At 68.5% G+C, this 13,743-nt stretch carries 10 protein-coding genes and 1 pseudogene; 5 read left to right on the top strand and 6 right to left on the bottom strand.

Translation table 11 applies throughout. From position 1 onward, the window contains the following. The first annotated feature begins 22 nt into the window (after positions 1 to 22). Both CC117_RS36965 and CC117_RS33940 read left to right on the top strand, forming a co-directional pair. Complete coding sequence (locus tag CC117_RS36965; protein WP_131802990.1) at positions 23 to 1,495, top strand: hypothetical protein; 1,473 nt, start codon at positions 23 to 25, stop codon at positions 1,493 to 1,495. A gap of 200 nt (positions 1,496 to 1,695) precedes the next feature. Continuing rightward, complete coding sequence (locus CC117_RS33940; RefSeq protein ID WP_084131191.1) at positions 1,696 to 2,583, top strand: glycosyltransferase family 2 protein; 888 nt, start codon at positions 1,696 to 1,698, stop codon at positions 2,581 to 2,583. 83 nt (positions 2,584 to 2,666) lie between these two features. On the opposite strand, the pseudogene CC117_RS35850 reads toward CC117_RS33940, so the two are convergent. Next, a pseudogene (locus CC117_RS35850) lies at positions 2,667 to 2,756 on the bottom strand (transposase family protein); the annotation flags it as partial. Between the two features lie 640 nt (positions 2,757 to 3,396). Between CC117_RS35850 and CC117_RS00945 the strand changes: the two are divergent. Further along, positions 3,397 to 4,377: a glycosyltransferase gene (locus CC117_RS00945; RefSeq protein WP_071081798.1), complete on the top strand. Its 981-nt coding sequence runs from the start codon at positions 3,397 to 3,399 to the stop codon at positions 4,375 to 4,377. 311 nt (positions 4,378 to 4,688) lie between these two features. Here the strand turns inward: CC117_RS00945 and CC117_RS33935 are convergent, their stop codons facing one another. The 5 genes from CC117_RS33935 to CC117_RS00920 all read right to left on the bottom strand — a co-directional run bounded on the left by CC117_RS33935 (position 4,689) and on the right by CC117_RS00920 (position 10,012). Further along, positions 4,689 to 4,928: a transposase family protein gene (locus tag CC117_RS33935; protein WP_241829714.1), complete on the bottom strand. Its 240-nt coding sequence runs from the start codon at positions 4,926 to 4,928 to the stop codon at positions 4,689 to 4,691. A gap of 512 nt (positions 4,929 to 5,440) precedes the next feature. Beyond that, positions 5,441 to 6,832: a phenylacetate--CoA ligase family protein gene (locus CC117_RS00935; RefSeq protein WP_071081796.1), complete on the bottom strand. Its 1,392-nt coding sequence runs from the start codon at positions 6,830 to 6,832 to the stop codon at positions 5,441 to 5,443. Then, on the bottom strand, positions 6,829 to 8,400 hold the full coding sequence (locus CC117_RS00930; protein ID WP_241829713.1) for a DUF362 domain-containing protein: 1,572 nt from the start codon (positions 8,398 to 8,400) through the stop codon (positions 6,829 to 6,831). The genes CC117_RS00935 and CC117_RS00930 overlap by 4 nt, the downstream gene beginning before the upstream one ends. Positions 8,401 to 8,462: 62 nt before the next feature. Continuing rightward, a complete protein-coding gene (locus CC117_RS00925) occupies positions 8,463 to 8,789 on the bottom strand; it encodes a hypothetical protein (RefSeq protein WP_071081794.1) in 327 nt (108 codons plus the stop codon). 14 nt (positions 8,790 to 8,803) lie between these two features. After that, positions 8,804 to 10,012 (bottom strand): MraY family glycosyltransferase, encoded by a 1,209-nt coding sequence (locus CC117_RS00920; RefSeq protein WP_071081793.1) that lies wholly within the window; start codon positions 10,010 to 10,012, stop codon positions 8,804 to 8,806. 197 nt (positions 10,013 to 10,209) lie between these two features. Here CC117_RS00920 and CC117_RS00915 point away from each other — a divergent pair, with 197 nt between their 5' ends. Both CC117_RS00915 and gmd read left to right on the top strand, forming a co-directional pair. Beyond that, entirely contained in the window at positions 10,210 to 12,561 is a 2,352-nt protein-coding gene (locus CC117_RS00915; protein WP_071082040.1) for a bi-domain-containing oxidoreductase, read from the top strand. A 54-nt stretch (positions 12,562 to 12,615) separates the two neighbouring features. Beyond that, the gene (gene gmd / locus CC117_RS00910) at positions 12,616 to 13,743 is read left to right on the top strand and encodes a GDP-mannose 4,6-dehydratase (protein WP_084131328.1); all 1,128 of its coding nucleotides are present in this window, start codon (positions 12,616 to 12,618) and stop codon (positions 13,741 to 13,743) included.

Genomic DNA, 13,743 nt, shown 5'->3' with positions numbered 1-13,743 from the left:
GGGACGGCGCTCGTCACCGGTAGTGGCCGCCATCCCCGTGGCCTGGGTTCCGTTGGCGGCTGCAAGTGTGGTGCTATGGTCAGCAGAAGGCCTATGGAGTCTCTCCGAAAACTCCAGGATCATCCTGCGGTCGGTCGCGCTGACGCTGGAATGCGTCAGCGCGATCATGCTGGTCGGCGCGCGTTGCGGCCGAAGCAGCGGCCTTGGTGAGATTCGCCTCGGGCCTTGGTATCTGGCATGGACCGGCCTGGTCCTTGGGCTGTTGACGACGACATGGACAGCGCCGCAGCTGGGACTTGTCGCCCAGATCGACCGTGTGAGTGTGCTTGAGGCTCTCAAGGTCGTCAGCCTTGCCGTCGCGATCTGGACAGCCGGATATCTACTGACTCTGGGGCGTGCGGCGACGGCCGTGGCACGGAACTTCGGCAGGTTTGCGGCACCGGGTTCCCTTTTCCGCCTGCGCTCACCTGCGGTTCCGTGGATCCTGGAATTCGTTGCCACGGCGGCCAGGATCGTGCTGCTGGCACTCGGCCAGTACGGGTACCTGGGCGACGTGTCGAAGCGCGTAAGTGATTCGAGCCCCTTCGCTTATCCACTGTCGATGGCAGCCAACCTCGGCGTGGCCGGTCTGATGATCGCGGTGGCCGACCTGGGCCGACATGGTGGCGCCCGCCGCCGCACGTGCGTGGCAGCGCTCGCCCTCATCGAGACCGTGTTCGCGTTGATCAGCGGCATGAAAGGGCAGTTCGTTATAACTGTCGTGAGCGCCTGCGTCGCCTATGTTGCGATGCGCAGACGGCTCCCGGTTCGCCTGCTCTGCTCGGCTGCAGCTGTTTTTGTCTTTGTGGTGGTCCCTTTCAACGCGGTATATCGGGGCCTGGTCCGCGGTCCTGAATCGCACCTCGGAACAAGCGCCGCGCTGCGTTCGGCGCCAGATCTGCTGTCTAGAACAGTCAGTGACCGGAGGTCGGGTTCCTCCGAGCCGGATGGCCCGACAACGTATTTGTCTGCGCGTCTGCGTGGAATAGACAGCATTGCGATCGTAGTTCAGCGTACTCCGACCATAGTTCCTTACCGTGACGTCAAGGAACTCGTACTGGAGCCGGCACTAAGAGCTGTACCACGGGCCCTGTGGCCCAATAAGCCGATAGCGGTGGATGGATACACCTTCAATCGAGWATACTATGGCACCGACGCGAGCCTGTACACCGCCGGCGCGATTTCCCCGATAGCCGACCTCTACCGTTATGGCGGGATTCTGGTGGTTGCGGTGGGGATGTTCGTTCTTGGTGGATTCAGCAGGCTGATCGACGATGTGCTGCACCCATTTTCGGATCCTCGGTATGTAGTGATCTTCGTCCCGATGATGCTGCTCCTCGTCACTCACGAGCGGCCGTACTCGAATATCATCGCAAGTCTCCCACTCGAGTTCTGCATGTCCCTTATGGTATRTCGGTTCGCTTTCGGTGGGGTGAAARGGAAATCTCATGGATAGTCGACAACGTGATTTTCGTGGTCTGGTGCGGCGCCCACCGATGCATTGCCGGCCATTTGGAGACACGGTGAACGGTGCGAAAGCTCGACGTGAGGAGGAACTAGACTGGTAGGCGTGTGGCATCGCTGATCCGATGTTATCGGGGACAGCTATCGGGCTGTTTCGCGGAGCGAGCCGTCCTTGCATACGGAGAGCCGATCATGAATGTCGTTGCAGTTATCGTCCACTGGGGCGCGGTCGARCCGACGATCAAGCTCGCGAGGCAGCTGGATGAGATCTCTCTGATTTCTTGTGTCATCGCGGTCGCGAACGATGGAAAACCACGTCCTCCGTCCTTCGACCGTGCYTCGTGGATCATCCCGGATGCCAACCGCGGGTTCGGTGGCGGCTTTATGGCCGGATATGAGGCGGTGCCTGAGGCAGACATCTATCTCCTGCTTAACAACGATGTCCGGCTCACCGAAAGTACGGTCAGGGAATGCCTGGACGTGTTCGCTGATCCGCGAGTCGGAATTGTAGGGCCGACGCAGGTGAACGCCGACGGGATCCACACCGGATGCGGCAGGTTGACCCCGGTGGCATCGGTTCCGAAAAAGCGGAGAATTCCGTCGACAGAAATTGATGACGTGGATTGGATCAATGGCGCGATCATGTTTGTCAGGGGGGACTGTCTTCGCCGGGTACCAATGCCGGTTAAATATTTTCTGGGATATGAGGATACTGATTACTGCTACCGGGTCAGAGCTGCCGGCTGGAGGGTTGTAGTCAGCCCGGCACAGGCCTGGCACAGCGGCGGTGGAACGCTTCCTGGAGCTGGCTTCGCCTACTATCTCGCGCGGAACAGACTCTGGTTTGCCCGGTCGCATCGGAGTGCCTCGACGGTGGCCTTGACCGCGGCATGGCTCACCTTGGCCGTCGCACCCCACGCTGCTGTCCAAGAAACAGTTTCAAAACAGTCACACAGACGTTTCCGGATGATTCTCCATGGAATTCGAGATGGGCTGGCAGCGCAGCCAAGATCAGACGAACTGATGCCGAACGAGCCTCGCCCGAGACTCTGGGACTCGTGGACCAGTGCTGGAACATAACGGAGATTCACCGTGAGCTCTGGTAGCGGCGTGGGTGCGTAGGTCCAGGCCGGCGCCCGCCGGGCAGCGGTTGGGCCGCGCGTCAGGTCGACGGCCTCGCGGACGTAGCGGCAGACAGTCGCCACCCCGATGCCTAACCCGTCGGCGAGGCGTTCGTAGGTGTCGCCGTTGCGAGGTACGCGACACGAGCAGCGCCTGCTCGCAGGTCGGCAGGTTTGTGCCAGGTACCCAGCTGGTCCCGGCGGGCCCGGAGGCATTCGGTCAGGAAGTCCCCGATCGACTCGGGCAGAGAGATGCGTCCGGCGTAGGTTACAGATCTTGACCAGTCCGTGTGGGCCTGACAGAACTGCGCATCGCCTGGCTGTGGTGGGTTTTGAGGTTGTCCCAGCACCGGATGATCGGGRCATGCGGCCGGTGATTTAAGCATCCGAAATGCCGTGATTTCCCGGGAGTGCGCAGCCGAACTCGACGCGCCCGCGAGTGACGTCCTGGACACCCGCTGACCGGCGCCGTAGTTTGGCCGGGCGGACATGCCGAGGCACCGTGTCGGTGCGGGCTCGAAATAAAACAGGATCCGCCGTCGTCAGCTGTACCCCCAGTCTGGTGGGGCGAGTTGGCGGACGTATGAGAAATTTCCCTGACCCAGGTTTTCCCGGCGCCGTCCCCGATTCCCGGCGAAGGCTCTGGAATGTCTTTGACCATAGTCCGGACTAGTGTTTGGGTCAGACGGCGGTGACGTGGAGAAGCAGGAATAGGTCCTGGCTGGTGGGCCGCGACCCAGCGGATCCAGCGGTCTGGCAGGAGGGCGGGCGTATGACGACAGTCGTCGACTGTGCGGGGGCCCGGATCGGTGGAGCGAAGCGGCTGCTGAACGAGTTCGACCGGTACCTGCTCGGGTCGAGTGAGGTTGACCTCCGCGTGATCGGGCGCGATCGCGCACTGACGTCGTACTGGCTGGTACGGCGCGAAGGCGCCGCTCGGCGTCCTAGGCGGTCGGTTGCCATGAACAATGTCAGTTTTCTGACAGCGGGGGAGCGCCGGACGGTCATCGTCCACAACGCGCTGCACTTCCTGACCCCGGCAGAAACGGTGGCGTTGGGTCGACGGGTTCATCCAGCCGTGCACGTACAGGCACAGGTCGTGCGGCGGGCGCTGCTGCGGGCCGACGTTGTCATCGTTCCGGCACAGAGCATGGTCGAGCGTATAACGCGTGTGGTTCCCGGCGCCCGTGAGCGTCTGACAGTCCTTCACAATCCAGTTTCGGTGCCGCAGGCGCGGCGTAGTCCTCCCGCCTCTCCCCGCTTCGTTTGCCCGATCGTCCCGTTTTCCTACAAAATGCTCGAAGAACGGCTGGCCATCGCCCTGGAAGCGGCCGATATCCTGGCCGCTCCACCGCACCGGATCAACGTAGTGATCGATGTGACGGCGTCACCGGATACCTTCCGAAAACGTGCTGTGGTGAGCCATCCCCGCATCAACTTTGTCGGTGCCCGAACTGCCGCGCAGGTCGAGGACATGGTGCTAGGCTGCTCGGCGATCCTCTTCCCCACCGAGCTCGAGTCTTTCGGGTATCCGCTGGCCGAGGGACGTGCCATGGGCGTACCTGTTGTAGGACTCGATACGCCACACAACCGTGAGGTCGCAGGCCCGGCACTGGTCCCGTATCCACGGCAGGTTGCCCACGAGGTGGCCGCGGCGATGTTCGCGGCACTGACGGCGGCTCCGCAGGCCGATCCGGCCCCGTTCGACCCGGGCCGCTACTTCGACTGCCTCCTGCAGCGGCCGCACCGATGAATGCGGCGGGAAGGACGAGGACCCGGAGCTTGGAAGGGGCTGGTCGACGTGTCTGTCGGAGCTGGTCCGACGTCAGCGGCAGGTCTTTGAACTGCGAGCACAGATCTTGAACAGTCGGGGTCTGGTCGATCACATCCGGTCTGGCCGGGTATGGGTGGATCGCAATCGCCTTATACCGGAGGTGTGAGGCGAGCGGATGGCGGTGGATTTTATCGCGGAGGATCGTGCCTGCCGGGAAGCGGTCCGGTTGCAGGCCGCCGACCTGGGCGCCGACGACCAGCTGTCACACCTGCCAGGCCGTGTCCGGTCGATCATGGTGATCGGAGCCAGAGGCGTAGCCAAGTCGTCACGGTGGGGCCAGGCGGAGTTGACACACCCAGTGTGACCCCCAGTGCCGGCCAGACGGCCTCACCGGCGTCCGCGGCCCACTCGGCGACCGCCGTGAACGAGCGGGCGCCCGCGAGAACGGGGCACGTCGCCAGGATGAGCAGGACCGGGAGCCGATGCCTCGTCCCGCGGCGTTTCCTCGGGTCTCTGACCTGTGTGAACACCGTCAGCAACGCTGCCGGTGGCGGCGACGGTAATGGGCCGTCGCCGACCACCGAGGCCAGCTGATCCAGTGGGTCGTCGACCTCGACATCCAGGCGTTCTTCGACGGAGTCCGCTGGGCCCTCGTGGTCAAGGCGGTGCAGGCCCACAGCGACGCCCCGTGGGTCGTGCTGTATGTGAGTGCTCGGCTGGCTTGGAACTGGCTGGTTGATCCACACGGTCTCGGTAGACGGGGTGGCCGTGGCCGGCGGGCGAACCGCTCGGGGTACGCGGCGCGGTCGAGGGTGGCCTGGCGGTGGGCCTGGACCTCGTCGGCGGTGCCGAAGTGCACCGAGGCGGGGGTGTGGAACCCGATCCCGGAATGGCGATGGTCGTGGTTGTAGCCACAGATTTCGAGTGTGCCGGTCATGTTCTACGCCAGCCGACGGCGGACAAGGGCTCACGACGGCCCACCCGCCATCTTCGCCGATGCTCCGTCTGCCATCCGGCCCGATGTCCCGCCCAYGGTCCCCGCCTACGGTCCGACCGTGGCGGCGTCCGGCCGGTACTGCTGGTCGACCATGACGATTTTGCCGCGCCGGGTCAGTAGATCCTCGATGCCGGCGGTCGTCACCGTCACGGCTAGGCGGTCGCCGACCCGGCGCTGCAGCAGGCTGCGCACCGTCGCCAGCTCGCCGGGGTCGGGCGTCCGGCCTGCGGAGGCGACCCGCAGCTCGACCTCCCCCGGGCGGACCTGCCGGAACTGGAAGCGGTCGAACCGGGCGAAGGCCTCGTCATGGAAGTTCAGCGCCGCGGACGAGATCGGCTCGTCCGCCACTCCGTACACCAGCGACTGGTCCCAGCGGCCGGTGATGTCGCGCAGGACGGGGAAGGAGGAACCGCAGCCGCAGCGCCCGCCGGCGGCTGTCCCCACCGCTCCCGGCAGCCCGGCGACGGCGCCGTCTTCGGTGTCGTAGCGCAGCAGCGGCATGGCCGCGTTCGTCAGCCCGCTACCGACGATCCGGCCTTCGACGACCTCGGTAACCCCGTAGGTGGGCAGGACGTGGTAGGAGCCAGGGACCCGCGAGCACTCCCCACCGAAGACCACTCGCTCGCTTTGCCCGTACCAGCGGATCGGCGGTGCCCCGAACACCTCGCGGAACAGATCGAGCTGCCAGTCCAGAGCGCCCTCGCTGGCCAGCAGCACCGCCCGCACCCGGGCGAGCTCGGGATGCGGCCCCGTCCGGGCCACCCAGCGCGCGAACGGGGTGATCGCCGACGGGTATCCCCAGATCGCGACCGGGCGCAGCTCGCGGACCCGGTCGATCACCGTGGCGAAGACATCGTCCGAGAGGTGGAACGGCGAGACCACGAGGTGGTTGTAGGGCCGCTGGTACATCATCGGCCGCCCCTCGAAACCCGTGCCGAGGCTGCCGCCGCGAAATGTGATCTTTGGATCGTCCAGCCTGACCCCGGCCCGCGACCAGACGTAGGCGATATGCGCCCACTCTGTGAAGAAGGACGAGTACGAGACCCGCAGGCTCAGCGGCCGGCCGCCCGTCCCCCCGGTCGTGACGCCCCGGCCGGGCACCCGGGGGTGGACGAAGTCCGCGGGTGCCAGCCGGACGGTGTCCTTCAACAGCACCGGCGGTGCCCCGTCCCCCGGCTGCGCGCCCTCCGCGCCCACCGGCCCTCCGGAATTCCCCCACCGCAGGTACTCGGGGTGGCGCCGGTAGTAAGGCACCGCGCTGGCCCACCTGTCGGTAAATCGGCGCAGCCGCGCGCGCTGCCACTCGGCGATCTCCGCCGGCTCGGCAGTCTCCAACCGGGCCAGGGCCTGCTGCTGCGCCGTGACGAGCGGGCTGGCGCAGGCGGCGCGGAACGCCGCCGCCGCGGCCCGAGATCGCAGCAACCCTGTCCCGATCACGGCGCACCCGCCTCGGCCCAGGCCGGCGTCGGGCCGTCAGGCTCCTGTCTCCGGGGTGCTGGGGGCTCTGGCTCCGGTAGTTCCACCTGTCCCCTCCACGCGAAGTGCGGTTCGGCCTGCAGGGAGGCCGCCGGCCGGAGCAGGCCGATCCGGCCCTGCCAGGTGGGGTCGTCCCCGACCAGCTCGACGTCGCGCCAGTCGCCGGCGGCGAGCGGCAGTCGGCGGCAGCGGAACGCCTGGCGGACGGTGGGAATCCGGTCGGGGTCGAAGCCGAACAGCACGGTGGCGGCGGCGTCCACTGCGGCGGGCGTCGTGCCGAAGGCGACCARCCGGCCGGGCAGTGCGTCCGGGTCCATCGGCCCGTTGCGGTGCCCGGCGACGATGCCGTCGACGAGCACCAGATGCCGGCCCGGCCGTGGCCGCTCGGCCAGCGTCCCATCCGGCCAGCCATATTCGATGATCTTGTTGAGATCCAGCGACATTCGCCAGACCGTGTCGTTGCCCCACCAGTTGCCGCTGCGGATTGTTGTGTCGCCGTCCCCGAACACCCGAGTACCGCCGCGGCGGGCGACGCGTAGGGCGCCGGTGCCCAGCTGCGGCCAGGCGAGCGCGGCCCAGCGCAGCCCGCCGGCCAGCGCACGCTCCAGGCGGTGCGCGGGGCCCGGGCGGGGGTGTTCGTCGCCGTGGTTGCCCGGCCAGCCCTCGGTGTGATGCGGCAGCCAGTTCTTGTCGGCATTCACCCCGACCAGGTTCTTCATCCCGAGGGTGATGCCGGCCTTCTTGTGGCTCTTCAGCTTGGGCAGGTTCACCACCAGGTCTGCCTGCAGCACGGTGCCGGAGAGCAGGTACTCGTGTCGGCCTCCGGTGTGGTGGCCGTTGACCACCCGGGAGTCGTAGTCAGCTCCGTAGTAGCGGCCGGTGCCGGGATGGCCGGCGAATTCACTGGCCGCGCCGAGGTCGAAGGCCACCGCGCTGGCCGGGTCGCCGGGCAGCCGCCGCCGGGCGACCACCACCCCGCCGCGGGAGGTCCACTCCTCCTGGCGCAGATCGAGCAGATCGAAGGTGTAGCCGCGCTCCCGGTAGAAGCGGCGCAGCCCATCCAGCCCGAGCACGGTGATGATGCCGGCGAAGGACGAGTCCGTCTGCGGCGCGTCCGCGACGACCACCCGGCCCGCCGTCCCGACCGCGCGCAGCGCGTAGTCGGCCACCGCCCGGATGACCGAGCCGTGGGTGAGCACCCACCGCCAGCCCGCGGGATCGCGGGGATGTGCCTGRCACACCAGGTTCGGCTTCAGTACCACCGTCCCACCGGGCGGGACGAACTCGCCGAGCGGGTTCCACCGGGTGGTTCCCACCCCGGCCGGGTCAAGCCCGGCCAGAGCGAACACCCGCCGGACGGCCGCGTAGGCGGCGTTCGGCTCGTTGTCCAGGTGCCCGAACCCGTACTCCGGATAGGCGATGTCCGGSGAGAACGGGAGAACGGACGGATAGACCGCCTGCTCGGTGCGGGTCACGGCAACCCGGTAGGGCATCCCGTCCAGCGACGCTGCGGATGCAAATGATTTCACAGAGCGACAATTGCAAGGTTGCTCGCTGAAGGCAACCATGCAGCTGCCCTGTGTCTGCGGTGTCAGGTGAGGGTGCCGGCGAGCTGGGGCCACGCCTCCGTGCGGAGCAGGGGGCGGAAGCCGGCTCGGTCGAGCCAGGTGGGTGCGGTCTGCTGGCCTGGAAGAAGCAGCTCCATCCGGCGGGAGATCCAGGCCACCCGCGACAGCCGGGTCGCGGCCGGCTGCGTCGCGCGCAGCGCCCCCCGCACCGCCGGTTCGGGCACCCGGCGGATCTGCCGGCCGGGGGCGAACGTCTCGTACGGCGAACGCACCGTCTGGCCCTCGTAGGGCTGGAGCGCGATGACGGGCGGCTCGGCGCCRCCGCCGGAGGCCGCCGCCGTGATCACCACGACATTCGCGTGTCCTATGACGGAGGCTGACGGCGTTCGGTGCCGAGGCGCTCGGCCTCGGCCTTCTCCGGGCCGGCCGGTGACCGGAGGGCGCGAGTGGGTCGGAGTTCGTCCTGCTGCCGCTGCTGGGGCACTAGGTGCCTGGTGCTCCCGTCCGTCGGGTTCTGCGCCGGCGGCTGCGCGGCCAGCGCTCTGCTGGATCCTGGTCGCCGGGTGCGGGCGGACGCGACCAACCGGGGCGCCGCGAGGTAGCCCGCGAGGATGGCAGCGATCCCCAGGTCGGCTGCGACGCGTGTGGCAAGGCCGCCCCGGGTGCCTTGCAGCCCGAGCGCTGACAGCGCCGCGACGAGAGCGGTGACCGTGAGCGTGACCCGGGTGTGCGTCCAGCCGAGGTCGGTGAGCTGCTGGTAGGTGTGGGTGCGGTGGGGGAGGTAGTAGCGCTCGCCGCGACGGATCCGGCGTAGCAGCGTCACGCCGGTGTCGGCGAGGTAGAGCAGCAGCGGCGCGAGGGCCGCCTCGACCGGGAGCCCGATCACCACCGCGTGCAGTGTGAGAACGGCGAGGGCGGCACCGAGCGTGTAGCTGCCGACGTCCCCGAGGAAGATCCGCGCCCGGGGGAAGTTGAACGGCGCGAACCCGAGCGCCGCACCCGCGACGAGTGCGCCGCCCGCTACCAGCGTCGGAGCGTCGTGCAGATTGCCCGCGACGACGAGGGCGCCGCCTGCCACCGCCGCCTGCGCGGCGGAGATACCGTTGATTCCGTCCATGAAGTTGAATGCGTTTACAAACGCCGTCAGCCATACCGGGCCGACCAACGCGGCGGCGAGCAGGAGCATCCCCGGTCGGGTCGCCTCAGGGTCGAGGGCCACGTCGACGACGATCGTGGCGGCCACCGCGAGAGCGGCGAGCAGCTGCAGCACCAGCCGGCGCAGCGGGGCTATCCCGACCACGTCCTCGGCCAGGCCGGCGAGGCCGAACAGCGTCACCCCGAGTGTCATCGGGAGCAGGTCGGGTGCGTCGGCCTGGCTGCGGGAGAGGGTGAGGACGAGCACGCCCGCGAACAGGCCGAGCGCCACTGCGATGCCGCCACCGCGCGGAGTCGGCACCTGGTGCGAGGACCGTTCATTGACGTGATCGATGGCGGCCAGCTGGCGCATGGCGCCGAGCACGACCGGGGTGGCGGTGAGGGCCACCAGCAGTGCCGCGGCGCCCGCTCCGAGCATGCCGTTTCCTCCATCTCAACGTTGTTTCAAGCCCGCCGAGCGGTTCGAGACACTCCGGCGGTTGGATGGCTGGCCTCCGTCGCTAAATGTAGTTCATCAACTACTCTCCGTTGCATGATGCGAACGCGGGTGTCTGGCTCGACGTACAGCCACGGATCTTCGGCGGAACACCTCCGGATGACGGCCAGGGTCCCGCGATGAAACAGGTTGTCCAGGTCGCTGGCGGGGGGGACGTCCGGGTCGTGGAGACCCCGGTCCCCGCCATCGAGGCGACCGAGGTGCTTGTCGAGACCATCGCCACCATCGTGTCGTCTGGTACCGAACGGGCGATGACGACGCTGGCCCGCTCCGGGCTGCTGGCCAAGGCACGGGCGCGTCCTGACCTTGTCCGCCGGGTGGGAGAGAAGGCCCGGGCGGATGGCATCGGCGAGGCGGTCCGCTCTGTACGCGACCGCCTTACCTCCGAACTACCGCTCGGCTACAGCGGGGCCGGGCGGGTCCTGCGGGCCGGCTCGGCCGTCGCGGGGATCCGTCCCGGAGACCTGGTAGCCACTGGCGGCGCCGGGTGGGCGAACCATGCCGAGTACCAGGCGGTGCCCGGGCTGCTGTGCGCGCGGGTGCCGGATGGGGTCGCCGCCACCGACGCCGCCTTCGCCACCATCGCCGCCATCGCGCTGCACGGGCTGCGCCTGGCCGAGGTGGGGCCGGGCGCGAAGGTGGTCGTGGTCGGGCTCGGTCTCATCGGCCAGCTCGCCGCGCGCATCGCGCTGGCCAGTGGATGCGACGTGGCCGGTGTGGACATCGCCGATCTGCCGTTGGCCGCGGCCGCGACGGCCGGGGTACGGGCGTTGCGGGAGTCCGGCGACGCGACCACTGCCGAGGTGCGGGAGTGGAGCCGGGGGCGGGGCGCGGACGCGGTGCTGATCTGCGCTGCTGGTCGGTCCGGTGATCCGGTGATGCGGGCGACGGAGCTCGCCCGCGACCGGGCACAGCTTGTCGTGGTAGGCGACGTTCCGCTCGGTCTTGCCCGCGGCCCCTTCTACGAGAAGGAGCTCGTCCTGCGGTTCGCACGTTCGTATGGTCCCGGTCGGTACGAGCGCGGCTACGAGAGGTGGGGCGTCGACTACCCCGCCGGCCAGGTCCGCTGGACGGAAGGCCGAAACCAGGAGGCGGTGCTCGATCTGCTGGCCGCCGGTCGGCTCACCGTGGGCGACCTGGTGACCCACACGTTCCCGATCGAGCGCGCCGCAGCCGCCTACGACCTGGTTGCCACACGCCGCGAGCCGTACCTGGCGATTCGGTTCGACTACCCGCACCGCGTCGATCCGACGGCCGGTCCGGCGGGACGCCCGGTGGTGGCGGAGGCCGCCGATCGGAGGGGCGCCCGGCAGCGGGGGGAACACACGCCGCAGGCGACGGCTCGGGTCGGCACGCCCAGCCGGCGCCGGGGCGACCGGGTCGGCTGGATCGGCGCCGGGAACTTCTCCGGCTCCGTGCTGCTGCCTGCCTTCCGGGCCGCTGGTTTCGACCGTTTCACCACCGTCGCGTCGGCTGGTGGGCGGTCGGCCCGCGCCTTCGCCGACCGGCACGGGTTCCACGGGGCGGCGTCCGGCGTCGACGAACTGCTTGACGACGACGATATCGACGTGGTGGTGATCGCGACGCCGCATTCGACGCACGCCCGGCTGGCGGCGGCGGCTCTCGAGCGAGGCCGACATGTGTGGTGCGAGAAGCCGTTGGCGCTCGATGCGGCCGAACTGGCGATGGTCGAGCGTGCGGCGTCCGCGGGCGGCGGGGTTCTGATGGTCGGCCTCAACCGCAGGTTCTCGCCGGCGGTCGTCGAGGCCCAGCGGCGCCTGGCGGAACGGGACGGTCCACTAAGTGTGGTCTATCGCGTCGCGGCCGGCCCGGTTCCGGCCGACCACTGGTATAGCGACCGGATCGAGGGCGGTCGGCTGCTGGGCGAGGTCTGTCACTTCGTGGACACCTGCGCCGCGCTGGCAGGCAGCCGGGTCGAGGCGGTGACCGCGCTGCCCAGCCGCAACGGCGAGGCGTTGCTGGCCGAAGACCTGGCCGTGACGCTGCGGCACATGGACGGCACTCTGTCGACCATCGCGTACAGCTCGGCCCGCCCCCGGGCCTGCCGCAAGGAGACGGTCGAGGCCCTTGCCGGCCGGCGGCATCTGCGCATCGACGATTTCCGCGAGCTGGTGGTCGACGGGACTTCGGCATGGAAGGGCTCGCAGGACAAGGGGCACCGGGCCGCGGCCGCAGCGTTTCTGCGGATGTGCCGTGGCGGCGCCGCCGACGTGACGGCCGAGCTGCTCGCGTCGTCCCGAGCGACCCTTGCTGCGGCTGCAAGTCTTGGCGTGGGCCTTCCGTTCCTGACCGGCGCGGCAGGTCCTGACCCGGCGGACCCGGACTCGGAGAAGGACCTGAGCACGGAGACGGCGGCTGCGGTCGCGGTGCCGGCGGCCCGAGCGGCGGAACCGGACGGCGGCCCCGATCTCCCGGTTTCTCCGGTCCATTCCAAGGAATCCGAGATCTGACCCCGCTACGCGGGAATCCGAACGGACCGGGAAACCAGGAAGAGGAGGATGACCGTGCCTCGCGCGCTGATTACGGGAATCACCGGACAGGATGGCCTGTATCTGGGCGAGCTGCTGGTGGGTCGGGGTTACGAGGTGTTCGGGCTGGTGCGTGGGCAGTCGAACCCGAAGGTGGCCACGGTGGAGCGGCTGGTGCCGGGAGCGGTGCTGTTGGAAGGTGATCTGACGGATCTTCCGTCGTTGATCGGTGCGGTGGAGATCTCGCAGCCGGACGAGGTGTACAACCTGGGCGCGATCTCGTTTGTGGGGTTGTCGTGGAAGCAGGCGGAGCTGACCGGGGAGACGACGGGTATGGGTGTGTTGCGGGTGTTGGAGGCGTTGCGGATCGCGGGTGGTAACGATCTGTCGCGGGTGCGGTTCTACCAGGCGTCGTCGTCGGAGATGTTCGGGAAGGTGCGGGAGACGCCGCAGCGGGAGACGACGCCGTTTCATCCGCGGTCGCCGTACGGGGTGGCGAAGACGTTCGGGCATTATCTGACGGTGAACTACCGCGAGTCGTACGGGTTGTTCGCGTGTTCGGGGATGCTCTTCAATCACGAGTCGCCGCGGCGGGGGATCGAGTTCGTGACGCGGAAGATCTCGCGGGCGGTGGCGCGGATCTCGCTGGGGTTGCAGGACTCGGTGTCGCTGGGGAACCTGGAGTCGCGGCGGGACTGGGGTTTTGCCGGGGATTATGTGGATGCGATGTGGCGGATGCTGCAGCAGGACTCGCCGGATGACTTCGTGGTGGCGACGGGGGAGACGCACAGTATTCGCGAGCTGCTGGACGTGGCGTTCGCGCGGGTGGGGATCGAGGACTGGTCGGGGTATGTGCGGACCGATCCGCGGTTCTTCCGGCCGGCGGAGGTCGACGTGCTCGTCGGTGATGCCTCGAAGGCTCGTGAGGTGCTCGGGTGGAAGCCGCGGGTGGGTTTCCGGGAGCTGGTGGAGATGATGGTGGACGCCGACCTCGCCCTGGAGCGGTCCGAGGCGTGCCGGGCCGACCAGGACGGACTGGCCAGCCGAGATGGCCAGGCCGGCCAGGCCGACCAGGGCTGCTCGGATGTGCCGGGTTCGCCGAAGGTGCCCGCCGTGCGCGTGGCGTCCGACGGTCTGGAGCGCGGCAGGACGGCTGCGCCGTGA

The sequence above is a fragment of the Parafrankia colletiae genome (assembly GCF_001854655.1).
Lineage (GTDB): Bacteria > Actinomycetota > Actinomycetes > Frankiales > Frankiaceae > Parafrankia > Parafrankia colletiae.
This window is presented reverse-complemented; position numbering and strand designations above follow the sequence as displayed.

Coding starts and splice junctions, on each gene's coding strand:
- CC117_RS00945 (WP_071081798.1), top strand. CDS start 3,397: ATGACGACAGTCGTCGACTGTGCGGGGGCCCGGATCGGTGGAGCGAAG.
- CC117_RS00920 (WP_071081793.1), bottom strand. CDS start 10,012: ATGCTCGGAGCGGGCGCCGCGGCACTGCTGGTGGCCCTCACCGCCACC.
- CC117_RS00915 (WP_071082040.1), top strand. CDS start 10,210: ATGAAACAGGTTGTCCAGGTCGCTGGCGGGGGGGACGTCCGGGTCGTG.